We start from the raw sequence: 26260 nt of genomic DNA, 5'->3' as shown, positions 1-26260 counted from the left end.
GCACGCGGCGTGGCCGCGCCGGCGCCGCTCCGGTGCCAGCCGAGAGCCAGGGCGAGATGAGTTCCAGACGCGTATCCGTTTGTGCCGGGTTCGCCTCCCGCCAGACACCGATACCCATGACCACTACGACCGCACCAGAACCCACCACCGCCGGGCAGACCGCGGTGCAGACCTTCGAGAGCTTTGGCCTGGACGCGCGCATCCTGCGTGCCTTGTCCGACCAGGGCTACACCACGCCCACGCCGATCCAGGCGCAGGCCATTCCCGTCGTGCTGCTCGGCAAGGACGTGATGGGCGCCGCGCAGACCGGCACCGGCAAGACCGCCGGCTTCGCGCTGCCGATCATCCAGCGCCTGCTGCCGCTGGCCAACGCCAGCGCCTCGCCGGCGCGCCACCCGGTGCGCGCGCTGATGCTGACGCCCACGCGCGAACTGGCCGACCAGGTCTACGACAACGTCGCCCGCTATGCCAAGCACACCGACCTGCGCAGCACGGTGGTGTTCGGCGGCGTCGACATGAATCCGCAGACCGATGCCCTGCGCCGCGGCGTCGAAATCCTGGTGGCCACGCCGGGCCGCCTGCTCGACCACGTGCAGCAGAAGTCGGTCAACCTGTCGCAGGTGCAGATGCTGGTGCTGGACGAGGCCGACCGGATGCTCGACATGGGCTTCCTGCCGGACCTGCAGCGCATCATCAACCTGCTGCCGGCGCAGCGCCAGACGCTGCTGTTCTCGGCGACGTTCTCGGCGGAAATCAAGCGGCTGGCCGCCAGCTACCTGAAGCAGCCGGTCACCATCGAGGTGGCGCGCAGCAACTCCACCAACGAGAACGTGCGCCAGACCGTGTACCAGGTCGAAGATGGCCACAAGCAGGCGGCGGTGGTGCATCTGCTCAAGCAGCGGGCCGAGCAGGGGCTGTCGCGCCAGTGCATCGTCTTCGTCAACAGCAAGATCGGCTGCTCGCGCCTGGCGCGGCACCTGGAGCGCGAGGGCATCAACGCCTCCGCGATCCACGGCGACAAGACCCAGACCGAGCGCATGCAGACGCTGGACGGCTTCAAGAGCGGCACCATCGACGCGCTGGTTGCCACCGACGTGGCGGCGCGCGGGCTCGATATCCCCGACATGCCGTGCGTGATCAACTTTGATGTGCCGTACAGCGCCGAGGACTACGTGCACCGCATCGGCCGCACCGGCCGTGCCGGCGCCAGCGGCGATGCGCTGTCGATCTTCGTGCCGGGCAACGATGAGCGCCTGCTGTCCGACATCGAGAAGCTGATCAAGCGCAGCATTCCGCGTGGCAAGCTGGAGGGCTTCGACCCGACCGGCGAGAAGTCGCGCCAGGACGAGGCGGAGCGCCGCCGCCAGCGCGGCGACCTGCGCCGCGCGCGCGGCAACGGCGACGAGGAGCGGCCGCGCCGCCACGAGCACAGCGGCAGCCGCCAGGTGTTCCGTCCGTCCGACGATCCGTTCTTCTCGCGCCCGTACGAGCCCAGCGCCAGCAGTTCGCAGGTCAAGCCGTCGGAGGAAATCGCCGCCGCGCTGAGCCGTGGCCGCCAGGCGCCCAAGCGCCCGGTCGCGGCGCTGCTGGGCGGCGTGCCGCGCAAGTCCTGATCGGGCGATCCTGCTGAGGCGGCCTGCAGGTCAGGCCGCCGCCATGCGCTGGCGCCACTCCTCCGTGGCGCGCGCCAGCCAGTCCTGCACATTCCCTTCATTGTTCGCCAGGCCCAGGTGCCTGCCCGCCTGGCGCAGCGCCTCCAGCGGCGCGCCGGTGTCGATCGCCTGCGCGCCGCTCTGCTTGCTCAGCTTTTCCCCGATCTCGTTGACCACCACCGGCACGTGCAGGTAGCTTGGCGTGGGCAGGCCCAGCAGGTGCTGCAGGTGGATCTGCCGCGGCGTCGAGTCGAGCAGGTCGGCGCCGCGCACGATATGCGTGATGCCCTGCAGGCCATCGTCCACCACCACCGCCAGCTGGTAGGCCCATAGTCCGTCGGCCCGGCGCAGCACGAAGTCCCCCAGCTCGGTTTCGAGGTCCTGGCACTGGCGCCCCTGCCAGCGGTCGTCGAAGCAGATCGTGGCGGCTGGGCCATCCGGCACGCGCACGCGCCACGCGCGCGGCAGCTTGCCGTTCAGGCCGTGGCGGCAAGTGCCGGGGTAGCCCAGCGTCTGGTGCCGCTCCCGCACGTGCACCAGCGAGTCGGCGATCTCCTTGCGCGAGCAGCCGCAGGGGTAGAGCTGTCCGGCGGCGTCGAGCCGGCGCAGCGCTTCGGCGTAGTGCGCCTCGCGCCGGCTCTGCCACACCGGCGGCTCGTCCGGCGTCATGCCCAGGCGCGCCAGCGTCTGCAGGATGTCTTCGTCGGCGCCGCGCACGCAGCGCGGCATGTCGATGTCCTCGATGCGCACCAGCCACTGGCCGCCGTGCGCGCGCGCATCCAGCCAGCTGGCCAGCGCGGTGACCAGCGAGCCCATATGCAGCGGGCCGGTCGGCGAGGGGGCAAAGCGGCCGCGGTAGCCGGCCGCCGCGGCAAACATTGCAGCCGTCACTGCCATGCGGACACCCTCAGCCGGCGAGTTCGGGTTGCAGCAGCAGCGCCTGCGCCAGGCGCGGGTCTTCCAGCTTGCCGGCCCACCATTGCAGCGCCTTGCCGCGGTTGCTGGTGCGCCACGCCACCTTGAAGTTGCCCGGGGCGCGCACCTCGACCGTTTCGCGCACCTGCAGCACGCCGCTTTCGATATGCGGCTGTGCCATCGGCGCCGGCAGCCAGCCGCAGCCCAGGCCGCGGATCTGCGCTTCCAGCTTGTCGCGCATGGTCGGCACCACCAGCACGTCCTGGCCGGCCAGCACGCCATGGGTGCGCGCCGGCAGGTTGCGCGAGGTGTCGCCCACCGCGACGATGCGGTGCCTGGCGATCTGGATGGTGGTGAGCGGGCCTTCCTCGGTGGCCAGCGGATGGTGCGCCGCCACCGCGAACACGAACGGTACCGTGCCCAGCGGCCGGATCTGGAAGCCCTGCGTGCTCGGCGCATCGTAGGCGCCGCCGATCACCAGGTCGGCACGGTTGCTGACCAGCGCGTCCCAGGCACCGCCCAGCACTTCCTTGGCAAAGCGCAGCCGCGTGGCGGTGTTCTCGGCATAGAAGTCGTGGATCACCGGCAGCAGCGCGCGGAAATTGATCAGGTCGTCCACCACGATGGTCAGCGTGGCTTCCCAGCCGGTGGCCAGCCGCTTGACGCGGCGCGCCAGGTCGTCGGCGGCGTGCAGCAGGTGGCGGCCTTCGTCGAGCAGTGCGCGTCCGGCCGGGGTCAGTTCGGCGCGGTGGCGGCGCCGGTCGAACAGCAGCACGTCCAGGTCTTCCTCCAGCTTTCGCACCACATAGGTCAGCGCGGAGGGCACCTTGCCCATCTCGTGGGCGGCGGCGGCGAAGCTGCCCTTGCGCTCGATGGCGTCCAGGACTTCGAGGGATTCGAGTGAGAGTGGCATATTCAGAAAAACTGAATGAATGCTTCTAAGGTGGTCCCCGTAAATATACGCGTCGGGGCCTAAACTTCCTAGCATCGACAACGCAATACATGCCGCCAAACGGTTGCAAGCAGTTCCGCTGCCGGTGGCGACACGGAAGTAGGCCTAGGAGGGCCATCAAAATGATTGAAATCAGAAAGTCTGCAGAGCGCGGTTATGCGGATCACGGCTGGCTGAAGTCCTATCATTCGTTCTCGTTTGCCGACTACTACGATCCGCAGCATGTGCAGTTCGGGCCGCTGCGCGTGATCAACGAGGACCGCGTCGCGCCGGGCATGGGCTTCGGCACGCACGGCCACCGCGACATGGAGATCATCAGCTACGTGCTCGAAGGCGAGCTGGCGCACAAGGACAGCATGGGCAACGGCAGCGTGATCCGCCCGGGCGACGTGCAGCGCATGAGCGCCGGCACCGGTGTGCGGCACTCGGAGTACAACCACGCGGCGCACGATACGACTCACTTCCTGCAGATCTGGATCATGCCTGCGCAGAATGGCATCGAGCCGGGCTACGAGGAAAAGCACTTCGCGGCGGCCGACAAGCGCGGCAAGCTGCGCCTGGTGGCGAGCCAGGACGGCGCCGGCGGTTCGGTGGTAGTGCACCAGGACGTGCGCCTGTACGCCGGGCTGTTCGACGGCCAGGAGGCTGCCACGCTGGCCCTCGCGCCGGGCCGCCGCGCCTATGTCCATGTGGCGCGCGGCCGCGTGCTGGTCAATGGGACGGCGCTGGAAGCGGGCGATGCGGCCAGGCTGGAATCGGTCGGCGAGGTCGCGCTGTCCGGTGGCGATGAGGCCGAGGTGCTGGTGTTCGATTTGCCCTGACCCCGCCACGCGTAGATTCGATCGAGGAAGTCCTGCCCGCCCACCGGCGGGCTTTTGCTTTTTGTATCGCAACGGGTAGGGTCAGGTACCGCTGTGCTATCTTCTCGCTATGCATTGCGCCTGCACCGGCACATCGGGCGGGCGCGCCCCCTTGGAACACCCGTACCAAGATGACCTTTGTTTCCATTCTCCTGGCGCTGATCGCCGAGCAGTTCCGCGCCCTGGGCCGCAACAACCCGATCCACGAGATCGTGCGCGCACTCGGCGACCGCGCCGAGCACGCCTTCGACACCGGCCGCCCCCGCGATGCCGCGCTGGCCTGGTTTACCGTAGTGCTGCCGCTGACACTGGCCGTGGTCGTGGTGCATTACCTGCTGGCTTCGATCAGCGTGGCGCTGACCCTCGCCTGGAACGTGCTGGTGCTGTACCTGACGCTGGGCTTCCGCCAGTTCAGCCACTACTTCACCGACATCCACGAGGCGCTGAACCGCGACGACGTCCATACCGCGCGCACGCTGCTGCATGAGTGGACCGGCCTCGACACGGTCGAGATGCCGGTCACCGAGATCGTGCGGCACACGCTGGAGGCGGCGATCATCGCCGTGCACCGGCATGTGTTCGGCGTGTTCTTCTGGTTCCTGGTGCCGGTCGGGCCCGGCGGCGTGGTGCTGTACCGCGTCGCGGAATACCTCGCCCGCCACTGGAACGAGCCGTCGACCGAGCGCAGCCCCGCGCTGGGCCGTTTCGCCGCGCGCGCGTTCTACCTGCTCGACTGGATCCCCTCGCGCCTGACCGCGATCGGCTTTGCCATCGTCGGCAATTTCGAGGATGCGGTGTACGCGTGGCGCAACCATGCGCGCAAGTGGAACGATGCGGTCAACGGCATCCTGCTCGCCAGCGGCGGCGGGGCGCTGGGCGTGCGCCTGGGCACGCCGCTGGCCGAGGATGACTCCACCGTGGTGCTGCGCGCCAGCGTGGTCGGCCCGGCGGTGGATTATGCGCCCGGCATGGAAGAGGACAACGGTCCTGAGCCGTCGGCGCCGGAATTCGGCGCCGAGCCAAGCGTGCGCACGCTGCAGTCGGCTGTCGGGCTGGTATGGCGGGCGGTGGTGCTGTGGATGCTGCTGCTTGCCATGGTGTCGCTGGCGCTGTGGGTGGGCTGATACCGGCGTGCGCAAGTATGTAAAAGCGGCTGCCGGCTAGTCGCGCGCAGCGCCGCAGCGCCAGCAGGCGCCGAACTGGGCCTCGTGCCATTCCTTGCAGTGGCGGCATTGCCAGCTCGGTCCCGGCACGGGGTTGGCCGCGGCATTGAGCGCCGCCCACGCCTGCGCTTCCATCTCGTCATCGACCAGCCAGACCTGCGGCGCGCTTTCCCGGAACGGAATCTCGCCGGTGGCGCCGCCCAGCCAGGTGTTGCGTAGCTCTGCCCGGATGCCGGCGGCCTGCAGGACGTTCTGGCAATGGGCGGCGTGGACGAGCGAGGTGGCTGACAGCAGCAGTTTCATGGCGGCGCACCGGTTACCCAGGTGCGCTTACCTTACCACGGCCCTGCCAGGGTTTCACCACGGCTTCTGCTGGCTGGATTCGTGCAGCAGCTGCGCGTAGAGCTGGTGGCGGCGCTCCGCGATCGCGCCGGATGCCACCGCCGCCAGCACGCCGCAGCCGGGTTCGTTGGTGTGGTGGCAGTTGTAGAAGCGGCACTCTGTCAGCCGCGGCCGGAACTCCGGGAAGGCGCGCTCCAGCATGCCTTCGCTCAGGTGGTACAGGCCGAATTCCTGGAAGCCGGGCGAGTCGATCAGCGCACCCTGGCGCCCGTCGACCGTGCCCCAGTCCGCCGGCAGGTGGTACAGCCGCGTGAAGGTGGTGGTGTGCTTGCCGGAATCGAGCTTGGCCGAGATCTCGCGCGTCTGCGCATCGACGCCCGGGATCAGCAGGTTGAGCAATGACGACTTGCCCATGCCCGACTGGCCGATCAGGATGCTGGACAGCCCGGCCAGCCGCGGCTGCAGCGCCGCCAGCGCCTGTTCGGGGTCGGCGCGCACCGACAGTTCCAGCGTGTCGTAGCCCAGCTCGCGGTACAGCGCCAGGCGCCGGCGCGCCTCGTCCAGCCGCTCGGGCAGGTCGGTCTTGTTGAGCACGATCAGCGGCCGGATCTCGAGCGCCTCGGCCGATACCAGCGCGCGCCCGAGCAGGTCTTCGGAGAAGCCCGGCTCGGTCGCCAGCACGATGATGACCTGGTCGATATTGGCTGCCAGCAGCTTGGACTTGAACTGGTCCGAGCGATGCAGCAGGTTCTTGCGCGCCTGCACCCTGGTGATCACGCACTGGTCGGCCGCGGCGCGCTCGACGCTGACATGGTCGCCCACGGCGCTGTCGCTCTTCTTGCCGCGCGGGAAGGCATGCATGCGCGTGCCGTCGGCCAGCTCGACCACATAGTGGCGGCCGTGCGCGGCGATGATCAGCGCGGGTTCGGCGTTCGTGTCGGCATTGGCGCCGCGGTGTCGGGAGGTGCGGCTCATGCGTGCGCCAGCAGCCGGTCGATCCGCTGCGCGGCGGGCGGATGCGAGTAGTAGAAGGCGCTGTAGAGCGGATCGGGCGTCAGGGTCGAAGCGTTGTCCTTGTACAGCTTCACCAGCGCCGATACCAGGTGGCCGGCGTTGGTCTGGTCGGCGGCGAAGGCGTCGGCCTCGAATTCATGGCGGCGCGACGACTGGCTCGACAGCGGGCCGAGCAGGAAGGTGAACACCGGCAGCGTCAGGAAGAACAGCACCAGTGCCAGCGCATGGTTGGACACGCCCAGGTTGGGCGCCACGCCGAGGCCAGTGTAGAACCACGTGCGTGTCGCCAGCCAGCCCAGCAGCGCCAGGAACACCAGGCTCAGTGCGAAGGTGACCGCGATGCGCTTGGCCACGTGGCGGCGCTTGAAGTGGCCGAGTTCGTGCGCCAGCACCGCCTCGATCTCGTCGCCCGACAGCCGCGCCAGCAGCGTGTCGAAGAAGACGATGCGCTTGGCCGCGCCGAAGCCGGTGAAGTAGGCATTGCCGTGCGCGCTGCGCTTGCTGCCGTCCATCACGAACAGGCCCTTGCTGGCAAAGCCGCAGCGCTGCATCAGGCCCTCGATGCGCTGGCGCAGCGCTTCGTCGGTGAGCGGCTCGAACTTGTTGAACAGGGGCGCGATAAAGGTCGGGAACACCACCAGCAGGAACAGGTTGAAGCCCATCCACACCAGCCACGTCCACAGCCACCACAGCGAGCCGGCGCGCTCCATCAGCCACAGCACCGCCAGCAGCAGCGGCAGGCCCAGCACGCTCGCAACCAGCAGCATCTTGACCATGTCGGCCAGCCACAGGCCAAAAATCATCTTGTTGAAGCCGAAGCGCTCCTCGATGCCGAACTGGCCGTAGAGCGAGAAGGGCAGGTCGACCAGCCCGCCGATCACCGCCACGCTGGCCACCAGCGCCACGCCATACGCATAGCCCGGGCCGAAGGTTTCCAGCCAGGCCTGGTTGAGCCACTGCAGCCCGCCGAGCATGGTGAAGCCGATCAGCACCGCGGCGCCGGCCAGCACTTCGAGCATCGACAGCCGGGTGCGGGCGATGGTGTAGTCGGCCGCCTTCTGGTGGGAGTCGAGCGAGATGGTGTCGGCAAAGCGCGCCGGCACCGCGTTGCGGTGCTGTGCCACATGGCGCACCTGGCGCGCGGCCAGCCAGAGCTTGGTCAGCACCATCAGCACCAGCGCGGCGAGGAAGACAATCGTGAACATCGGCAAGAGCCTTGGGACGGATATGCGAGAATTATAAGTTGTTCGTGTCCGCCTCCGCCGCGGCCGCTTCCCCAAATCCCTTTCTCAGCAGTCCCGATGACCACCCACGCCGCCGCCAAGTCCGTCAAGAGCGAACACAACCTGATCTGGCTGGACATGGAAATGACCGGCTTGCAGCCGGATACCGACCGCATCATCGAGATCGCGATCGTCATTACCGACTCCGAACTGAACATCCTGGCCGAGGGCCCGGTGCTGGTGATCCACCAGAGCGATGCCGTGCTCGACGGCATGGACAACTGGAACAAGGGCACCCACGGCCGCTCCGGCCTGATCGACAAGGTCAAGGCGTCCACGCTGACCGAGGAGCAGGCCGAGGCCGAGCTGCTGGCCTTCCTCAAGCGCTGGGTCCCGGCCGGCAAGTCGCCGATGTGCGGCAACTCGATCTGCCAGGACCGCCGCTTCATGGCGCGCTACATGCCCAGGCTGGAGGCGTTCTTCCACTACCGCAACCTGGACGTGTCCACGCTCAAGGAGCTGTGCAAGCGCTGGGAGCCGGTCATCCACAAGGGCTTCGTCAAGCGCCAGCTGCACACGGCGCTGGCCGACATCCTGGAATCGGTGGAAGAGCTGCGCTACTACCGCACGCACTTTATCCGTCACACGCCGCCGGGCGCACCGGCCGCCGCTGCTCCGGCTGCCGACACCCCGGCTGCCGACACCCCGGCACAATAAGCCGGCGCAACAAGCGGCTTCCCGGCCTCCGACAACAACAACCAACCACCACCGACGGGGCGCGCGCTGCCCTCCCGGGCACCTCCCGTCGAGCCTGCCATGTTCGAGCGCATCGTATCCATCATCACGCCGGTCATCCTGATCATCCTGGTCGGGTGGCTGTACGGGCGCAAGGCCCATCCGGACATGGCCGGCATCAACCGCGCCACGCTCGATGTGATCGCGCCGCTGCTGGTCGTATCGGCCTTTGTCAGCAAGGAATTCGTGCTGGCCGACCAGCTGGTGCTGCTGGCCTGCGCGGTGGCGGTGGTGCTGGGTTCGGGCGTGCTGGCGTGGGCGGTGGCGCGGCTGCTCAAGGTCGATCCCCGCACCTTCGTGCCGCCGATGATGTTCAACAACTGCGGCAACATGGGTTTGCCGCTGTCGGTCTTTGCCTTCGGCCACGCCGGGCTGGCCCCGGCGGTGGCGCTGTTCGCGGCGTCGAACCTGATGCACTTCACCCTCGGCCTGAAGATCGTCAACCGGCATGCGTCGATGGCGCAGATCGCGCGCAACCCGATGGTGCTGGCCACGGTAGCCGGCGTCGGGCTGTCGCTGGCGCGGCCCTGGTTCACCTTGCCGGACCCGGTCTACCAGTCGGTCAAGCTGCTGGGCGATGCCACTGTGCCGCTGATGCTGTTCGCGCTGGGCGTGCGCATGAAGGACGTGAGCCTGCGCAACTGGGGCATGGGCGTGGTGGGCGCGGTGGCATGCCCGCTGACCGGCGTCGCGGTGGCGCTGCTGCTGGCGCAGTGGGTGCCGCTGACAGAACTGCAGCGCGGGCTGCTGTTCGTTTTCGCGGCGCTGCCACCGGCGGTGCTGAACTTCCTGATCGCCGACCATTTCCGGCAGGAGCCCGACCAGGTCGCGTCGATCGTGCTGCTCGGCAATATTGCCGCGGTGGTGTTCGTGCCGGTGGGGTTGTACCTGGGATTGCGCTGAGTCCTTGCTGTCGTTCCCGCTGCGCGGGAACGACGTTCGCCGGGAGATCAGCCCGCAGGCTTGGCGCGCACGGCGTTCTTAGGCCGCCAGGCCTTGACCACGGCCTCGTCGGTTTCCATGTAAGGCCCGCCGATCAGGTCGATGCAATACGGCACCGCGGCAAAGATGCCTTGCACCACCGGCTTGCCGTCTGCATCGCGCAGGCCTTCCAGCGTCTCGCGGATGGCGCGCGGCTGGCCGGGCAGGTTGATGATCAGCGCGGCGCGGCTGGCGGTCTCGCGGATCACGGCCACCTGGCGCGACAGGATCGCGGTAGGCACGAAGTGCAGGCTCACTTGCCGCATCTGCTCGCCGAAGCCCGGCATTTCCTTGGTGGCTACCGCCAGCGTGGCCTCCGGCGTGACATCGCGTCGCGCCGGGCCGGTGCCGCCGGTGGTCAGCACCAGGTCGCAGCCGGCCACGTCCACCAGCTCGATCAGCGTGCGCGAGATCTGCGCCTGCTCATCGGGGATCAGCCGCTCCACCGCCTGCCACGGCGAGGTCAGCGTGCGGCCGAACCACTCGCGCAGCGCCGGGATGCCTTCGTCCTGGTAGGTGCCGGCCGAGGCGCGGTCCGAGACCGAGACAAAGCCGACGACGAGCTCGTCGGGATGGTTGCGGGATACCGGCTGCGTGGACTGCGTGGTCTGGGTCATGCCTCGGGCTCCGGGGAAGGGGCTGCGTCGCTGGAGGCAGCGCCGTCCTTGGCGTCGAGCGCTGCCTTGATGGCCTGGAACAGTTCGCGGAAGTAGCGCGGCGGCCTGGCCTGCTCCTTCTCCTTGCGTGCGTTGCGGATGATGTTGCGCAGCGACTGCACGTCGGCGACCGGGTGCTCGCCGAGGAACCGCGTCAGCGCCGCATCGTCGGCCAGCAGCAGCTCGCGCCAGCGCTCGATCAGGTGCATGCGCGCGGTCTCGGCCTTGCTGGTGCCCTTGAAGCCTTCCAGCGCGGCGCGGATCGCCTCGACCTCGTCGTCGTCGAGGCCGCGCATGACCTTGCCCACGTACTGCATCTGGCGGCGCTTGCCTTCGTGGCTGGTGATGCGGCGCGCCTCGTGGATGGCATCGGCCAGCGTCTCGGGCATGGGCACGCGCGCCAGCCGGTCCTTGGCCAGGCTTTCCAGCTCGGCGCCAAGGTCCTGCAGGGCGGTCATGTCGCGCTTGCGCTGCGACTTGCTTTTCGGTTCGTCGTCTTCGGGCTCCGGCGAAAACGCGCCGGGGAAGCGCGAGCCTTGGGAATTACGGGAATTTCGCGTCATGACCGGCATTTTATCTTGCTATGATTCCCGCTTGGACTTTTGATGACCCCCAGGCACGGATCCCCCATGGACCAGATCGCAGAACAGACCGCGCATTTCACCTACACCCAGGCCCAGCTCAGCGAGATGGCCGCCGATGTGCTGCGTGTGGCACGCGAACTGGGCGCGACGGATGCCGCCACGGAGATCTCCGAAGGCAGCGGGCTGTCCGTATCGGTGCGCAAGGGACAGGTGGAAACGATCGAGCAGAACCGCGACAAGGTGGTCGGCGTGACGGTGATGATCGGCAAGCGCCGGGGCAACGCCAGCACCTCGGACTTCTCGCCGGCCGCGCTGCGCGCCACTGCCGAGGCGGCCTACAACATCGCCCGCTTCACCGCGGAAGACGAGTGCGCGGGCCTGGCCGAGGAAGAACTGCTGGAGCGCTCGCCGCAGGACCTGGACCTGTTCCATCCCTGGACCATCGATGCCGAGGCCGCCATCGACATCGCCACCCGCGCCGAGGCCGCCGCCTTCGCGGTGTCGCCGCGCATCCGCAACAGCGACGGCGCCAGCGTGTCGGCGCAGCATTCGCAGTTCGTGCTGGCGACCACGCGCGGTTTCTCGGGCGGCTATCCGTATTCGCGCCATTTCATCTCGTGCGCGCCGATCGCCGGCAGCGGCGGCGGCATGCAGCGCGATGACTGGTACTCGTCCAAGCGCTCGCCGCTGGCACTGGCCAACCCCGAGGACATCGGCCGCTACGCGGCCGAGCGCGCGCTGGCGCGGCTGCAGGCGCGCAAGCTGTCCACGCGCCGCTGCCCCGTGCTGTTCGAGGCGCCGCTGGCCGCGGGCCTGCTGGGCGCCTTCGTGCAGGCGGTGTCGGGCGGCGCGCTGTACCGCAAGTCCACCTTCCTGTGCGATACGCTGGGCAAGGCCGTATTCGCGCCGCACGTGCAGATCCACGAGCAGCCGCACACCCCGGGCGCGATGGGCAGCGCCCCGTTCGACGAAGAAGGCGTGCGTACGCGCGAGCGCGACGTGGTTCGCGACGGCGTGGTGCAGGGCTACTTCCTGTCGACGTATTCGGCGCGCAAGCTCGGCATGAAGACCACCGGCAATGCCGGCGGCTCGCATAACCTGACGCTGCACAGCAACCTGACCGAGCCCGGCGACGACTTCCCGGCGATGCTGCGCAAGCTCGGCACCGGCCTGCTGGTGACCGAGCTGATGGGGCAGGGCGTCAACTACGTGACCGGCGATTATTCGCGCGGCGCGTCGGGCTACTGGGTCGAGAACGGCGTGATCCAGTACCCGGTGGAGGAAATCACCATTGCCGGCAATATGGCCGAGATGTTCCGGCAGATCGTCGCGATCGGCGCCGATTCGCTGATCCGCGGCACCAAGGAAACCGGCTCGATCCTGATCGAGCAGATGACCATCGCCGGCAACTGATCGGCGACTGATCGGCAACTGACGGACATGGCGAGCCGCCTGCGGGCGGCTCGCTTGCGTTTCCCCTTCCTTACGCGAGGAACATGCGGTACGCCGCGTTGTCGCTGACTTCCTGCCACGGATAGCCCAGCGTGGCCAGCCGCTCGCGGAACGCCTGCGCCTGGCCGTCGCTCACCTGGATGCCGGCCAGCACCGACCCCGTATCGCCGCCCTGGTTGCGGTAGTGGAACAGGCTGATGTTCCAGTCCGGCGCCAGCGTCGACAGGAAGGCCATCAATGCCCCGGGCTTCTCGGGGAACTCAAAGCGGAACAGGCGCTCGCCGTGCGCCAGCGGCGAGCGGCCGCCGATCATGTGGCGGACGTGCTCCTTGGCCACCTCGTCGGCGGTCAGGTCGATCGCCGGGAGGCCGTCGGCGTGCAGCGTGTCGAGGATCTCCGTCGCCTCGCCGGCCGCGCGCAGCTGCATGCCGACAAAGACGTGCGCGGTGTGCGCATCGGCAATCCGGTAGGTGAACTCGCTGATCTGCCTGTCGCCCACGCGTGCGCACAGGCGGCGGAACGCGCCGCAGGCTTCGGGCAGGGTCACGCCGAACATGGCTTCGCGCGCGTTGCCCAGTTCGGCGCGGTCGGCGACGAAACGCATGCGCTCGAAGTTGATATTCGCGCCGGAGGTCACAGCCACCAGCGTCTGGTTGCACAGGCCCTCGCGCGCCGCGTACTGCTTGGCCGCGGCCACCGCCAGCGCGCCGGCGGGCTCCAGCACGCTGCGGGTGTCCTCGAACACGTCCTTGATCGCCGCGCACAGCGCGTCGGTGTCGACGGTGACGATCTCGTCCAGGTAGCGGCGGCACAGCCGGAAGGTCTCGGCGCCGACCAGCTTGACCGCGGTGCCGTCCGAGAACAGTCCCACTTCCTCCAGTTCGACGCGCCGTCCCGCGCGGATCGATTGCGCCATCGCGCAGGAGTCCTCCGTCTGCACGCCGATGACCCTGATCTCCGGCCGCACCGCCTTGACGTAGGTGGCCACGCCGGCAGCGAGGCTGCCGCCGCCGATCGGCACGAAGATCGCGTGGATCGGGCCGCGGTGCGCGTTGAGGATTTCCGCTGCGACGGTTCCCTGACCGGCGATGACATCGGGGTCGTCGAATGCCGGGATGAAAGTCAGCCCTTGCTCGGCCTGCAGCTGCATCGCATGACGGTAGGCATCGGTATAGGAGTCGCCGGCCTGCACCACCTCGACGGTGGGCCCGCCGTGCGCGCGCGCCGCGTCGACCTTGACCTGCGGCGCCGTGGTCGGCACCACGATCAGCGCGCGCACGCCGAGCCGCGCCGCGGACAGCGCCACGCCTTGCGCATGATTGCCCGCCGAGGCGGTGATGACGCCGCGCCGCAGTGCCTCGGGGCTCAAGTGTGCCATCTTGTTGTAGGCGCCGCGCAGCTTGAACGAGAACACCGGCTGGGTGTCTTCGCGCTTGAGGTAGACCTTGTTGTGCAGCCGCGCGGACAGGTGCCTGGCAAAGTCCAGTTCGGTCTCGCGCGCCACATCGTAGACGCGCGCGGTCAGGATGCGCTTCAGGTAGGCGTGATGGTCGGATGCGGCGTCGTCGGTGGCGACTTCGGCGACTTCGGCGGTGGCATGCATGGTGCGGCTCCGGGGTTCGTTGTCGGTTGCCCTGGAGCCGGAAAACAAAACACCCGCCTGCAGGGCGGGTGTTTGCGGAAAACTGGTTCTGGACGCGCGCTAACCCACCATTCGGAGAATGGTGCGAATAATTCGCGCGATGGGGAAGTGACGGCGGTCCATGGCACAGACTCTGGGCGATGCGGCGGGATTTGTCAATGCCGCCGCCATCGGCTCAGGACTCTTCCGAAGGCGGCCGATCATAGGTGACAAACGCATAATCGAAGCCGTTGGCCTCGGAATGATGCGTCTCGCGCGCGGTTTCCAGCCATTGCGTGCGGTCGATCGGCGGGAAGAACGCGTCGCCTTCCACGTCGGCATCGATCTCGGTCACGACCAGCCTGTCGGCACTCGGCATCGCCTCGGCATACAGCTGCGCGCCACCGATCAGAAAGATCTGGTCGGCGCCCACGCACAAGCGCTGCGCGTCCTCCAGCGACGTTGCCACTTCGGCGCCTTCGATGCGCAGGTCCGGATTGCGGCTGACCACGATATTGCGCCGGCCCGGCAGCGGGCGGCCGATCGAGTCCCAGGTCTTGCGGCCCATGATCACCGGCGCGCCCATGGTGGTGCGCTTGAAATGCGCGAGGTCTTCCGGCAGGCGCCACGGCAGCGTGTTGTCGCGGCCGATGGTGCCGTTGCGGGCCTTGGCGACAACCAGGGTCAGGATCGTCATACGGCCACCGGTGCCTTGATGGCGGCATGCGACTGGTAGCCGTCCAGCTGGAAGTCTTCATAGCGGTAGTCGAAGATGCTGTCGGGCTTGCGCAGGATCTTCAGCCGCGGCAGCGGCAGCGGCGAGCGCCCCAGCTGGGTCTGCACCTGCTCGAAGTGGTTGTTGTAGAGATGGCAGTCGCCGCCGGTCCAGATGAAGTCGCCCACTTCCAGCCCGGCCTGCTGCGCGATCATGTGCGTCAGCAGCGCATAGCTGGCGATATTGAACGGCACGCCCAGGAAGATGTCGGCGCTGCGCTGGTACAGCTGGCACGACAGCTTGCCGTCGGCCACATAGAACTGGAAGAACGCGTGGCAGGGCGGCAGCTTCATGCGCGGGATATCGGCCACGTTCCAGGCCGACACGATCAGCCGGCGCGAGTCCGGGTTGGCGCGGATCTGCGCCATCAGGTCGGAGATCTGGTCGATATGGCGGCCGTCCGGCGCCGGCCACGAGCGCCACTGCGAGCCGTACACCGGGCCCAGTTCGCCGTTCTCGTCGGCCCATTCGTCCCAGATGCTGACGCCGTTTTCCTGCAGCCAGCGCACATTGGTCGAGCCCTGCAGGAACCACAGCAGTTCCAGGATGATGGACTTCAGGTGCAGCTTCTTGGTGGTCACCACCGGGAAGCCTTCGCGCAGGTCGAAGCGCATCTGGTAGCCGAACACCGAGCGCGTGCCGGTGCCGGTGCGGTCGGCCTTGTCGGTGCCATGCTGGTACACATGGCGCATGAAGTCGAGATACTGTTTCATCGGCGCGGGGCAGGGGATGTGACGCGGGCGCTGGACCCGCAAAGCAGGCATTTTAAAGCAAGAAGGGCCGCCCCTCCGGGCGGCCCTTCCTTCAGCGGACCGGGGCGGCTGCCCCGGCGCGGCGGCAAGCCTTAGTGGCTGCCGGCCGGCTCCTGCTGGTCGCGGCGCTTCTGCACCAGGTAGCCGGCACCGAGCACGCCGCCGATGATCAGCACGTACAGGCCCCAGTTGACCACCGGGTTGGCTTCGAAGAAGGCCTTGACCAGCGGCTCGTGCACGATCATCTTGACCGCCGTGAAGGCCAGCACGCCCGCGCCGACGTAGATGATGGCCGGGAAGCGCGCCATCAGCTTGAGCACCAGGCTCGAGCCCCACACCACGATGGGGATGCTGATCAGCAGGCCCAGCACCACCAGCAGGAAGCTGCCGTGCGCGGCGCCGGCCACGGCCAGCACGTTGTCCACGCCCATCACCGCGTCGGCGATGATGATGGTCTTCATCGCGCCCCACAGGGTCGCGGCGCCCGCGCCGTGCCCTTCTTCGCCGCTGTCGTCGGAGAGCAGCTTGTAGGCGATCCACACCAGCGCCAGGCCGCCGACCAGCAGCAGCCCCGGAATCTTCAGCAGCCAGACCACGCCGATCGTCATGGCCGAGCGCACCACCACGGCACCGATGGTGCCCCAGATGATGGCCTTCTTTTGCAGGTGCGGCGGCAGGTTGCGTGCCGCCAGTGCGATCACGATGGCGTTGTCGCCGGCCAGCACCAGGTCAATGACGACAATCGACAGCAGCGCCGTCAGGAACTGCATCGTGAACAGATCGGTAAGCCACTCCATGAACTCTCCTCAGGTACAAATCAGGGTATAAAACAGCGCAGATGCGCACGCTTAACGTTGGTTCGCCTGGATTCGTGGAGCACGGGAGCATGGGGGCGCCTTTGCAAACCATGAAGTCCAGGTTGCAAAGGTCTTGCTCGACCACAGGTGCGGTATGCGCACCGGCGGTCAGCACAACCGGGGACGCGAGTCCCGGAATGACGATTGTGCTAAGGGCATCGGGCCCCGGAGCTACTCCCCTTTGAGGGTCGCGGGCCACTGAGGCCGCGCTGGGCGGCATTATAAACGAACTGTTGCCGGTGTGGCCCATTGGGGGAGATACCGACTCAAGTCGTTGCATGTGCTGCATCATGCCCGTCCGGACATGCAACGGTGCGCAATCCGCCGGATGCACCTATCCTTGAAGCTCGGCTCCGCCCGATGCGCACCGGACAGCACAGGGGCGGGTTGCGGAGACCGGCGCGCACGACATGCACAGCGCGGCCTTGGGGAATACGCAGTGAAGCAGTAACCATTCGCGACCACACAAGGAAACGTCATGCCGGCTGTCCCGAATCCGCCGAACGCCTCTTCCCAGCAGACCCCGCAGACTACTCCCCGCAACCATCACCACAACGGCCATGCCGTGTCGCCGGCGCCCGGCGCCCAGCCCGCGCTGGTCGCACTGGCCAACGGCCACGCGCACCGGCCGCCGCCACAGCCCGAGTTCGTGCAGCAGTATTGCGAGGACAGCGGCGCGCTGCGCCGGCAGTTGCTGGCCGGGCTGTGCGCCGAGCCGGCGGCGATCAGTCCCAAGTTCTTCTACGACGTGCTCGGCTCGCGCCTGTTCGAGGCGATCACCGATCTGCCCGAGTACTACCCGACGCGCACCGAGGCGGCCATCTTTGCCAGCGCCGCCCCCGCCATCGCGGCACGCGCCGGCAGCGGCTGCGTGCTGGTGGACCTGGGCGCCGGCAATTGCGAGAAGGCCGCGCGCCTGTTCGGCAGCCTGCGTCCGGCACAGTATGTGGCACTGGATATCTCGGTCGATTTCCTGCGCGCGACGCTGTCCTCGCTACAGCAGCAACATCCTGGCATCCCGATGCTGGGGCTGGGCGCCGACCTGTGCGCGCCGTTCGACCTGCCGCGCAACGTGAGGCATGGCAGGCGGTTGTTTTTCTACCCGGGCTCGAGCATCGGCAATTTCTCCCCGATGGAAGCGCTGGCGCTGTTGCAGCGGCTGCGCGGCGCGGCCGGGCGCGGCGATGGCGTGCTGATCGGCATCGACCTGCACAAGGACGAGGCCGCGCTGGTGTCCGCCTATGACGATGCGCTGGGCGTCACGGCCGCCTTCAACCGCAACATGCTGCGCAACGTGAACCGGATCGTCGGCACCGACTTCGTGCTGGCGGACTGGCGCCACGTGGCCAGCTTCGACCGCGAGGCGTCGCGCATCCAGATGCACCTGGAGGCATGCCGCGACGTGCGCGTGCAGTGGGACGGCGGCGCGCGCGAGTTCGGCGCGGGCGAGCGCATCCATACCGAAGACTCGTACAAGTACAAGCAGGACGACTTCGCGCTGCTGCTCGAGGCCGCGGGGTTTGACGACCCGGTCTGCTGGACCGATCCGCGCGGCTGGTTCGCGGTGTTCCACGCGCGCGGCTGAGGCTGCCGGACAGGCTCGGGCTGCCTTCGGGCCGCCTTCGGGCCGGGCCGGCAGGTGGTGTCATAATGGCCGCACCGGCGTGCGCTGCAGGCTGCACGCCGGTGCGGCCACCACCTCCAATCCCCCTGCGCGGACCTTCCGATGAGCGGCTTTCCCATGCTTCCCGATCTCTATTTCACCGGCGGCAAGGCGGCCTGGTCCGACCCGCGCCGGCTGCCGCGCGAAGGCCTGGCGCAGGCGCTGGTCGAGACGCGCAACCGCACGCTGGCATGGCTGGCACCGTTCGGCCAGACCCGCCGCGCCTGGGATGTGCCGCGCCAGTACGATGCCGACCCGCCGCTGTGGACACTGGGCCATGTTGCCTGGCATGCCGAGTGGTGGTGCCTGCGCGGCGTGCGCCAGGTCGACCGCGGCGGCGTGCCGGTGCCGGTGGCGTCCGAGCCCTCGCTGCTCGACGGCGCCGATGAATGGTTCGATCCCGACCGCATCGGCCCGGACGAGCGCTGGGAGGTCACGCTGCCCGACGTGGCCGTGGTCAAGCGCTATGCCGCCGAGGTGCTCGACGGCTTGCTGCGCCGGGTGGCATTGCTGCCCGACGACAACGACCTGACCCTGTACCCGTACCGCCGCGCGCTGTTCCATGAAGATGCGCAGGGCGAGGGGCTGGCCGCGCTGCTGCAGGCGCTGGGCATGGCGCCCGCGGAATCGGCGCCTTCCACGGCCGCTGCCCGGCCGGCCGGGCACGGCGGCACGCTGCAGTTCCCGGGCGGGCGCTTCACGCTGGGCTGGAGCGAGGCGGACGGCTTTGCGTGGCCCGACGAACTGCCGCCGCAACCGACCTATGTGCCGGCCTTTGAGATGGATGTCGCGCCGGTCAGCAACGCGCAGTTCCTGGAATTCATCGAAGACGGCGGCTACGAGCGGCCCGTGTGGTGGTCGGCGTCGGGCCGCCAGTGGCTGATGACGCAGGAGCGCTCGTCCCCGCGCTACTGGTCACGCCACCCGGACTCGCGCCAATGGATGGTGGAGCGCTTCGGCACGCTGCGCACGCTCAATCCCGACGAGGCGGTGCGCCACGTGACGCTGTTCGAAGCGCAGGCGTGGTGTGCCTGGGCCGGCCGGCGCCTGCCGGTGGAATCGGAATGGGAGCTGGCGGCCACGCAGAACCGCGGGCTGCAGTGGGGCGCGTTGCGCGAGTGGACGGCGACGCCGTATGAGCCTTACGCGGGCTTCACCGCGGCGCCGTCGGACGGCGAGTTTGTCGGCCGCTTCGGCACGCACCAGGCGGTGCGCGGCGTATCGTTCGCCAGTCCGTCGCGGCTGCGCCATGCGCGGGCGCGCTGGGCGCTGATGCCGGAGGATGACCTGGCGTTCGTCGGCTTCCGGACCTGCGCGCTGTAGCGTCTGTCCCGCGCGAATGCAAGAAGGGCACCCGAGGGTGCCCTTCTTGCTGCCGGCGGCAAGGTGCGCTCAGCGCACCGGCTCATCAACGCTCGTAGCGCGAGCGGCTGTTGCGGTTGCCGCCATTGCCGCCATTGCCGCCATTGCCGCCATTGCCACCGTAACCGCCGCCAAAGCCGCGGTTGCCGTCACGGTTGCCGAAGCTGCGGCCTTCGCCGTTGCCACGGTAGCCGCCGCTGTTGCGATTGCCGTCGCCGAAGCTGCGGGCGCCATCGCGGTTGCCGAAGCCGCCGCGGTTGTCGTCGCCGAAGCTGCGGCCGCCTTCGCGGCCGCCTTCGCGGTTGCCGAAACCACGGGCGCCGTCATTGGCACTGCGGTAGCCGCCGTTGCCGCCCTGGCCACGGTAGCCGCCTTCACGGTTGCCGAAGCCGCCGCGGTTGTCATCGCCGAACGGGCGTGCGCCTTCGGTGCGGTTGCCGAAGCCGCGGCTTTCGCCGCCGAACTTGCGGTCACCGAAGCTGCGCTCGCCGCCGCCGAACTTGCGGTCGCCGAAGCTGCGTTCGCCGCCACGGTAGCCGCCGCCATTGCCACGGAAATCACCACGGCCGCCCGGCTTGCCGCCGAAGTTCGAGCGCGGCTTGGGCGAGCGGCGCGGCTCCAGGCCTTCGATCACCGAAGCGTCGATGCGCTGGTTGGTAAAGCGCTCGATGCGGCGCCACTGGAACACGTCGCCGTGGTTGACCAGGTTGATGGCGATGCCCGAGCGGCCCGCGCGGCCGGTGCGGCCGATGCGGTGCACGTAGTCCTCGGCCTGCTTGGGCAGGTCGAAGTTCACCACGTGGGTGATGTCGGGCACGTCGATGCCGCGCGCAGCCACGTCGGTGGCCACCAGGATGCGCAGGTTGCCGCGGCGCAATGCGGTCAGCGTGCGGTTGCGCGCGCCCTGGGTCATGTCGCCGTGCAGCGCGCCGGCGGCAAAGCCGGTGTCGGACAGGCGCTCGGCCAGCGAGTCGGCATCGCGCTTGGTCGCGGTGAAGACGATGGCCTGCTTGAGGCCGACGTCGCGCAGCAGGTGGTCCAGCAGGCGCTCCTTGTGCGACATGTCGTCGGTGTAGTGCAGGCGCTGCTCGATATGGCTCTGGTCGGCGCGGGCCGCGGCGATCTCGATGCGCTGCGGATCCTTCAGCTGGCGCGAGGCGAGCTGGGCGATGCGCGCATCCAGCGTGGCCGAGAACATCAGCGTCTGGCGCGAAGCCGGGGTGGCGTTGACGATGGCGTCGATGTCGTCGGCAAAGCCCATGTCCAGCATGCGGTCAGCCTCGTCGAACACCAGCATCTGCAGTGCCGACAGGTCGATGCGGCCGGCGTCGATATGGTCGAGCAGGCGGCCCGGCGTTGCCACCAGGATGTCAGGCATCTTGGCCAGCGCGGCCAGTTGCTTGGGGTAGGGCATGCCGCCCAGGATGCTGGCGCAGACGATGCGGCGCAGGTTGCGGCCGTATTTGGCGGCAGCTTCGGTCACCTGCAGCGCCAGTTCGCGCGTCGGGGTCAGCACCAGCAGGGCGGGCTGGGCCGGCGACGGACGGGGGCGCTTGCCCTTCATGCGCTTGGCGGGCTCGGTCGGGCGCTGCGGCGCCGGCATTTCGCTGATGCGCTGGATCGCGGGCAGCATGAACGCGGCGGTCTTGCCCGAGCCGGTCTGGCTCGACACCAGCAGGTCGCGGCCGGCCAGGAAGGCCGGGATGGCCTGCGCCTGCACCGGGGTCGGCGTGTTGTAGTTCAGTTCGGAAAGCGCGCGCAGGATGGCCGCGTCGAGGCCAAGCCTGGCAAAGCCGCTTTCAGTCGGCGTGGTTTCCGTGGCGGCCGCAGCTTCGGCTGCCGGGTTGCCGTTGAGCATGGCGTCGAGCTTGTCGAGCGGGCTCTCGATAATCTGGGCAGCGTCGGAAGTGATCGAAGCGTCGGTCGCGGAGGCAATAGCTTGCTCCGCACGAATGTCGTGCTGGGTCATGTCGTAAGGATCAAATAAATGCATGGCACCCCGAATCGCAGAATGGGGTGGGCGCAGTGCAAAGTCTTAAAAAGGCTTCGGCGCCAATCGGTGAGGCCGTTACGACAGACACAGCTGGCAGTACGGCGGCAGGCAGGGCGTTGGCTGGTTCCGCGGGGCGGTCCGGCCATGTCCCTGGCAGGCAAACAGCTCAAGGTTAAAGGCTGTTCAACAGGATCGGAGACGAGGCGACGTCAGGTGAGCGGTGCGTTCTGCTGGGCGGCTGGCGCAAACAACAACTAGGCGTCCGGCAGCGAGGAAACAGAGCTTGGGAGGGCAGCGGATTCGCCGCGGCATTGAGGTGAAGCTGGTGCCGGGCGGTTGGCGGATCTCACAGTTGCGAAACTCACGGCGCGGATTATAGCAGAGTGGGAAATTTTTGTTGCACTGCGAAAGCGTAACCAGATATGTCAGCCTGGCGTCACCTGCATGCGTCGCAGGCGCCACACTGGCGCGTCGCAGGCGCCAGCCGGGTTGAAAGCCCGCGGCCCCTGCCTATACTGGAGGCGCGAGCATACAGGATGCCCGCACGGGGCGGACGAAAACGTTCCCGCTTTGACCTCCTCCAGCGGCATTGCGCCACTGCTAGCGGCAAGCATTGCGGTCATTGCCCCAAGCGCCAGTCTTCCTGCGACTCTCCGGGTGGTCCGGATGGGCGTCCGCGTCATGGGCGGAATCATGGGAAGCCTGCCTGGCAAAAGAATGACCGAACTGTTGACCGCGTGACCCAGAAGGTCCGGGCCCGTCCGCAACCAAGCCCGCCAGTGACTGGCGGGCTTTTCATTTGATCGACCGTTTTCTCTCTACCCGTTGCCGCCCGCGCTTAGCCGCCCGTGCCCTTGTCTGCCGGCCCTGCCGGTTTTCGGGGCAGCCGGCCCAGCGGGACCTCCCGTGGCATCACATGGCGATTGCCGGGCAGGCCGCCCGGGTAATCGACGATGCGCGCCGGTCCGCTGCGCCGCAGCCCATGCCATCCCCGGCCGCCGGCAGTGCGCCCGCCGCCCAGGATGGCGGTCATGGCCTGCCGGTCGAGATCCATGCTGTCGGACAAATCCTTGATGACGATTACTGCCATGGCTGTCTCCGCTGTTTCCGGTTACGCGGCGCCACGGCCATGCGGCCGCGGAACCGCTTCAGTATAGGCGTCGGCCCGCGGTGCTTTGCCGCGGGCCTGCCGCCGCTCCCCGTAATACCCAGGTGCTCAGACCGCGGCGAAGTTGCCGGCCCATTGCGACGGGTTGACGTCGACCTTCACCGGGCCGACACCGTGGCCGACGAAGCTGTTGTTGAGCGTGTTGACATTGATGCTCTGCAGCTGGGCGATGTTCTGGTTGACGTTGACGGTGACGTTGGCCAGCGGGCCGACGTTGCCGATACCGCGGGTCAGCCAGGAATTGCCGCCGCGCACGGCGCGCAGCGAGGCACGGTCGAGGTCTTTGCTGACGGCGAGGTCGCGAACGATGATCGATGACATGATGGTGCTCCTTCAGGCAATGCGATGAGTGTTCCGGGGCGGCTGGCGCGGGGGTTGCATAGGTCCACCGCGCGCCGCGGCCGTGGCTGGATCAGCCGTAGATGTTGTTGGTGGCGTTCTGGTTGGTATGCACGTTGGACTTGACGTGATCCAGGAAGGCCGAACCGTTGCCGTTCAGGTTGGTGACGGACTGCATCTGCGCGATCGACTGCGTGGCGTCGATGCTGCTGTCGAGCTTGAGCTTGATCGGGGCATAGACGGCCGCGAAGGGCAGGTAGGCGAGGCCGCCGCGCACGGCGTGCATGCGCTTGCTGTCGAGGGTTTCGGCGGCGGACAGGTCTTTGATGGTCAGCGTGGTCATGATGGTCTCCGGGTCTCGGTGGATGCGTTGGCAGCGTTGGGGCTTAGCGCGAGATGTTGTTGGTGGCGTTTTGGTTGGTGTGCACGTTGGACTTGACGTGATCCAGGAAGGCCGAGCCATTGCCGTTCATGTTGGTGACGGTCTGCATCTGCGCGATTTCCTGCACGGCGGTGATGCTGCTGTCGAACGACAGCTTCAGCGGGCTGTACACCGCGGCGAACGGCATGTAGGTCATGCCGCCGCGCACGGCTTGCATGCCCTTGCGGTCCAGGGTTTCGGCGGAGGACAGGTCCTTGATGGTCAGCGTGGTCATGATGGTCTCCAATGGCGGAAGGTATTGCGTTTGGGTCTGGATTCGAGCATCGGGTTGGTGTCGCGCTCGGTTGGGATATCGCAGGGAGCGTGCCAGCGCTGCGGCCAGCGGCGCGCGCCGCGCGCAAATACCTGAAAACAAGGGGTTTTTTGACTGCATGTCGGCTTGGCGGCACCGATCGCGCGCGCCGATGCAGCGCCTTGGATGGCGGTGCCGGGCCAACACCTGTGGCGCCGGTGTTGGCCCGGCAGCGACAGTCGGCGCCGATCGCGGCCGACGCACGCCGACGCCGCATGCGCACGGCGTTGCGTGCCGGCAGCGCGGCGCAAGCGCACGGATTGCGCATGCCATGGGTGCGCACTAGTATCCATCGAAGACAGGGCAACTTCGCACTGCACACTGCGCGGGCGACCCTGCCCGAAAAACCATGTCAGGGCGAGCCGTGACCAGTCTCAAAGACCTGATCCGCAAGTTCCAGAACGGCGGTCTGTCCGACGACGAATTCGTTGCGTCGTTCGAGACGGCGCTGGCCCAGGATCCCACCTCGCCCAGCCAGGCGGCGCGCGTGGTGATCGAGGAAAACACGCGCTTCCCGTTTCCGCCCGCGGTCTATGCCGAAGTGATGCGGCGCATCGAGCGCCGCAGCGCCACCCGGTACGAGGGCGTCACCGAAGCCACGCGCATGGCCAGCGGGCCGCAGACAGGCTCGCTCTACGCGACCTCGCCCGAGGCCGGCACGCTGCCGCCGGCGGCGCATGCCAAGGGCGTGGGCGATACGCTGAATGGCCGCTTCGTGCTGGAAGAGTGCCTGGGCGTGGGCGGCATGGGCACGGTGTACAAGGCGCTCGACCTGCGCAAGCTGGAAGCGTCTGACCGCAAGCCCTATATCGCCATCAAGGTGCTGAACCTGCAGTTCAGCGGCCACCCCAAGTCTCTGATCGCGCTGCAGCGCGAGGCGCGCAAGGCACAGACGCTGGCGCACCGGAATATCGTCACCGTTTACGACTTCGACCGCGACGGGCCGGTGGTCTTCCTGACCATGGAATACCTGTCGGGCAATTCGCTCAACCATGTGCTGAAGGCGCCCGGCTTCAGCGGCATGCCGATGGCGCGCGCCATGCCCATCATCAACGGCATGGGCAACGCACTGGCCTATGCGCACGAGCGCGGCTTCGTGCATTGCGACTTCAAGCCCGCCAACGTGTTCCTGACCGACAGCGGCGAGGTCAAGGTGATCGACTTCGGCATCGCGCGCGGCTTCCTGCCGCCGGCCGACGAGTCGGACCGGACCGTGTTCGACCCCGGTTCGCTGGGCGGCATGACGCCGGCGTATGCGAGCCCCGAGATGTTCGAGCATCGCGAGCCCGACCCGCGCGACGACATCTACGCGCTGGCCTGCGTGACCTACGAACTGATCACGGGCAAGCACCCGTACCAGCGCATGTCGGCCAACCAGGCGCGCGAAGCGGGCGTCAAGCCGCCGCAGCCGCCGCAGCTCAGCCGCACGCAGTGGAAGACCATGCGCGAGGCATTGTCGCTGGATCGCGCCACGCGCACGCCAACCGTCGCACGCTTCCTGCACGGCATGAGCGCGGTGCCGATGACCACGCCGTCGCAGCGCTCGCCGGTGATGATCGGCGGTGTCGCCGCCGTGCTTGCCGGGGTGTCGGCAATCGGCTACTACGCCTGGCATGTGCAGCGGCAGCCCGCCGCGCCGCCCGCCGAGACACGTGCGGAAGCGCCTGCCACGCCATCCGCGCCGGTGCCGGCGGCAACGCCGGTAACGCCTGCCCCGGCGCGCCCCGCGGTGTTCTCCATGGCCGATGTCACCAGGGCGCTCGCCGCCGTGCCGTGTTCGCTGCTCAGCGCCAGTGAGAAAGCCCATACGCTGCGCGTGCGCGGTTTCCTGGCCGAAAGCGTGGGGCAGGCGCGCCTGCGCGAGCAGCTCGCGGCGTTGCCGGGCGTGAAGGGCGTGACCGTCGAGACCCAGCCCTTTGCCGCCGACAAGTGCGATGTCGCCAAGCTGGTCGCGCCATACTGGTCCGGCAATCGCGAAGGCGGCAGCGCCTCGTCATTGCGGCTGCGCGGCAAGAGCTCGCAGCTGACCGATGGCTCGCCGCTGGTGCTGGAGCTGCGTACGCCGGCGCAGGAGTCGTATGTCTACGTCGACTACTTCGCGGCCGACGGCAAGGTCGCGCACATGGTGCCAAGCAGCCGGGTGTCGGCCCACCAGGCCCCCGCAGGCCACCAGGCGACGATCGGAGAAGGCGGCGCCTGGGTCGTGTCGGCTCCCTTCGGCACGGAGCTGGTGGTACTGCTGACGACGCCGGTGCCGCTGTTCGAAGGGCGCCGCACCGAGGTGGAAGGGCAGCAGGATTACCTGCGCGCGCTGGAAAGGCCGCTGGCGCAGATGGCGCGCACCTATGGCAGCGACCGCATCAGCGCGGACGTAGTGCAGATTTCGACGCGTGCGCGCTGACGGCGC

At 68.1% G+C, this 26260-nt stretch carries 25 protein-coding genes; 9 read left to right on the top strand and 16 right to left on the bottom strand.

Features of this window, described 5'->3' with window-relative positions:
• Positions 1 to 116 precede the first annotated feature (116 nt).
• A complete protein-coding gene (locus JTE92_RS25065; RefSeq protein ID WP_174544896.1) occupies positions 117 to 1613 on the top strand; it encodes a DEAD/DEAH box helicase in 1497 nt (498 codons plus the stop codon).
• A gap of 30 nt (positions 1614 to 1643) precedes the next feature.
• Here JTE92_RS25065 and gluQRS read toward each other — a convergent pair whose 3' ends face one another.
• The gene (gene gluQRS / locus JTE92_RS25060; RefSeq protein ID WP_063241765.1) at positions 1644 to 2549 is read right to left on the bottom strand and encodes a tRNA glutamyl-Q(34) synthetase GluQRS; all 906 of its coding nucleotides are present in this window, start codon (positions 2547 to 2549) and stop codon (positions 1644 to 1646) included.
• 10 nt (positions 2550 to 2559) lie between these two features.
• A complete protein-coding gene (locus tag JTE92_RS25055; RefSeq protein ID WP_063241766.1) occupies positions 2560 to 3480 on the bottom strand; it encodes a LysR family transcriptional regulator in 921 nt (306 codons plus the stop codon).
• A gap of 161 nt (positions 3481 to 3641) precedes the next feature.
• On the opposite strand from JTE92_RS25055, the gene JTE92_RS25050 reads away from it, so the two are divergent.
• Complete coding sequence (locus JTE92_RS25050; RefSeq protein WP_063241767.1) at positions 3642 to 4340, top strand: pirin family protein; 699 nt, start codon at positions 3642 to 3644, stop codon at positions 4338 to 4340.
• A gap of 170 nt (positions 4341 to 4510) precedes the next feature.
• Positions 4511 to 5503 carry a CobD/CbiB family protein gene (locus JTE92_RS25045; protein WP_063241768.1) on the top strand — a complete coding sequence of 331 codons (993 nt, stop codon included), beginning with the start codon at positions 4511 to 4513 and terminating at the stop codon, positions 5501 to 5503.
• A gap of 36 nt (positions 5504 to 5539) precedes the next feature.
• Here JTE92_RS25045 and JTE92_RS25040 read toward each other — a convergent pair whose 3' ends face one another.
• Genes JTE92_RS25040 through JTE92_RS25030 form a run of 3 tightly spaced genes read right to left on the bottom strand, consistent with a single transcriptional unit; the run spans position 5540 to position 8103 of the window.
• On the bottom strand, positions 5540 to 5845 hold the full coding sequence (locus JTE92_RS25040; protein WP_063241769.1) for a putative signal transducing protein: 306 nt from the start codon (positions 5843 to 5845) through the stop codon (positions 5540 to 5542).
• A gap of 54 nt (positions 5846 to 5899) precedes the next feature.
• On the bottom strand, positions 5900 to 6859 hold the full coding sequence (gene rsgA / locus JTE92_RS25035) for a ribosome small subunit-dependent GTPase A (protein WP_063241770.1): 960 nt from the start codon (positions 6857 to 6859) through the stop codon (positions 5900 to 5902).
• On the bottom strand, positions 6856 to 8103 hold the full coding sequence (locus tag JTE92_RS25030) for a M48 family metallopeptidase (RefSeq protein ID WP_063241771.1): 1248 nt from the start codon (positions 8101 to 8103) through the stop codon (positions 6856 to 6858). Before JTE92_RS25030 ends, rsgA begins: the two co-directional genes overlap by 4 nt.
• 96 nt (positions 8104 to 8199) lie before the next feature.
• On the opposite strand from JTE92_RS25030, the gene orn reads away from it, so the two are divergent.
• Together orn and JTE92_RS25020 are read left to right on the top strand one after the other, a co-directional pair.
• The gene (orn, locus tag JTE92_RS25025) at positions 8200 to 8838 is read left to right on the top strand and encodes an oligoribonuclease (RefSeq protein ID WP_063241772.1); all 639 of its coding nucleotides are present in this window, start codon (positions 8200 to 8202) and stop codon (positions 8836 to 8838) included.
• Between the two features lie 99 nt (positions 8839 to 8937).
• On the top strand, positions 8938 to 9819 hold the full coding sequence (locus JTE92_RS25020) for an AEC family transporter (RefSeq protein WP_063241773.1): 882 nt from the start codon (positions 8938 to 8940) through the stop codon (positions 9817 to 9819).
• A gap of 47 nt (positions 9820 to 9866) precedes the next feature.
• On the opposite strand, the gene mog is transcribed toward JTE92_RS25020, so the two are convergent.
• Entirely contained in the window at positions 9867 to 10514 is a 648-nt protein-coding gene (gene mog, locus JTE92_RS25015; protein WP_063241774.1) for a molybdopterin adenylyltransferase, read from the bottom strand.
• The gene (gene yjgA / locus JTE92_RS25010) at positions 10511 to 11125 is read right to left on the bottom strand and encodes a ribosome biogenesis factor YjgA (protein ID WP_063241775.1); all 615 of its coding nucleotides are present in this window, start codon (positions 11123 to 11125) and stop codon (positions 10511 to 10513) included. The genes mog and yjgA overlap by 4 nt, the downstream gene beginning before the upstream one ends.
• 57 nt (positions 11126 to 11182) lie before the next feature.
• On the opposite strand from yjgA, the gene pmbA reads away from it, so the two are divergent.
• Positions 11183 to 12550, top strand: coding sequence for a metalloprotease PmbA (pmbA, locus tag JTE92_RS25005; protein WP_063241776.1), 1368 nt, complete (start codon positions 11183 to 11185; stop codon positions 12548 to 12550).
• Positions 12551 to 12620: 70 nt separating this feature from the next.
• Here the strand turns inward: pmbA and ilvA are convergent, their stop codons facing one another.
• The 4 genes from ilvA to JTE92_RS24985 form a co-directional block, all read right to left on the bottom strand.
• Positions 12621 to 14192: a threonine ammonia-lyase, biosynthetic gene (ilvA, locus tag JTE92_RS25000; protein ID WP_063241777.1), complete on the bottom strand. Its 1572-nt coding sequence runs from the start codon at positions 14190 to 14192 to the stop codon at positions 12621 to 12623.
• 214 nt (positions 14193 to 14406) lie between these two features.
• Complete coding sequence (locus tag JTE92_RS24995; RefSeq protein ID WP_063241778.1) at positions 14407 to 14907, bottom strand: dihydrofolate reductase; 501 nt, start codon at positions 14905 to 14907, stop codon at positions 14407 to 14409.
• The gene (locus tag JTE92_RS24990) at positions 14904 to 15698 is read right to left on the bottom strand and encodes a thymidylate synthase (RefSeq protein WP_063241779.1); all 795 of its coding nucleotides are present in this window, start codon (positions 15696 to 15698) and stop codon (positions 14904 to 14906) included. Before JTE92_RS24990 ends, JTE92_RS24995 begins: the two co-directional genes overlap by 4 nt.
• Before the next feature lie 131 nt (positions 15699 to 15829).
• The gene (locus JTE92_RS24985; protein WP_063241780.1) at positions 15830 to 16534 is read right to left on the bottom strand and encodes a TerC family protein; all 705 of its coding nucleotides are present in this window, start codon (positions 16532 to 16534) and stop codon (positions 15830 to 15832) included.
• Between the two features lie 538 nt (positions 16535 to 17072).
• Between JTE92_RS24985 and egtD the strand changes: the two genes are divergently transcribed.
• Positions 17073 to 18179 (top strand): L-histidine N(alpha)-methyltransferase, encoded by a 1107-nt coding sequence (egtD, locus tag JTE92_RS24980; protein ID WP_063241781.1) that lies wholly within the window; start codon positions 17073 to 17075, stop codon positions 18177 to 18179.
• A gap of 141 nt (positions 18180 to 18320) precedes the next feature.
• On the top strand, positions 18321 to 19580 hold the full coding sequence (locus JTE92_RS24975) for an SUMF1/EgtB/PvdO family nonheme iron enzyme (protein ID WP_063241782.1): 1260 nt from the start codon (positions 18321 to 18323) through the stop codon (positions 19578 to 19580).
• A gap of 85 nt (positions 19581 to 19665) precedes the next feature.
• Here JTE92_RS24975 and JTE92_RS24970 read toward each other — a convergent pair whose 3' ends face one another.
• From JTE92_RS24970 to JTE92_RS24950, 5 genes are all read right to left on the bottom strand, one after another.
• Positions 19666 to 21588: a DEAD/DEAH box helicase gene (locus tag JTE92_RS24970; protein WP_063241783.1), complete on the bottom strand. Its 1923-nt coding sequence runs from the start codon at positions 21586 to 21588 to the stop codon at positions 19666 to 19668.
• Positions 21589 to 22450: 862 nt separating this feature from the next.
• Positions 22451 to 22702 carry a hypothetical protein gene (locus JTE92_RS24965; protein WP_063241784.1) on the bottom strand — a complete coding sequence of 84 codons (252 nt, stop codon included), beginning with the start codon at positions 22700 to 22702 and terminating at the stop codon, positions 22451 to 22453.
• 126 nt (positions 22703 to 22828) lie between these two features.
• The gene (locus tag JTE92_RS24960) at positions 22829 to 23101 is read right to left on the bottom strand and encodes a hypothetical protein (protein ID WP_063241785.1); all 273 of its coding nucleotides are present in this window, start codon (positions 23099 to 23101) and stop codon (positions 22829 to 22831) included.
• A 91-nt stretch (positions 23102 to 23192) separates the two neighbouring features.
• The gene (locus JTE92_RS24955) at positions 23193 to 23462 is read right to left on the bottom strand and encodes a hypothetical protein (RefSeq protein ID WP_063241786.1); all 270 of its coding nucleotides are present in this window, start codon (positions 23460 to 23462) and stop codon (positions 23193 to 23195) included.
• Positions 23463 to 23505: 43 nt separating this feature from the next.
• Positions 23506 to 23775, bottom strand: a complete 270-nt coding sequence (locus JTE92_RS24950) for a hypothetical protein (RefSeq protein WP_063241787.1) — start codon at positions 23773 to 23775, stop codon at positions 23506 to 23508.
• Between the two features lie 427 nt (positions 23776 to 24202).
• On the opposite strand from JTE92_RS24950, the gene JTE92_RS24945 reads away from it, so the two are divergent.
• Complete coding sequence (locus tag JTE92_RS24945; protein WP_063241788.1) at positions 24203 to 26254, top strand: protein kinase domain-containing protein; 2052 nt, start codon at positions 24203 to 24205, stop codon at positions 26252 to 26254.
• Positions 26255 to 26260: the final 6 nt, after the last annotated feature.

Origin of the sequence: Cupriavidus oxalaticus (assembly GCF_016894385.1) — a bacterium.
Classification (GTDB): domain Bacteria; phylum Pseudomonadota; class Gammaproteobacteria; order Burkholderiales; family Burkholderiaceae; genus Cupriavidus; species Cupriavidus oxalaticus.
The sequence above is the reverse complement of the archived record's forward strand: the minus strand, read 5'-3'. Positions and strand labels throughout refer to the sequence as shown.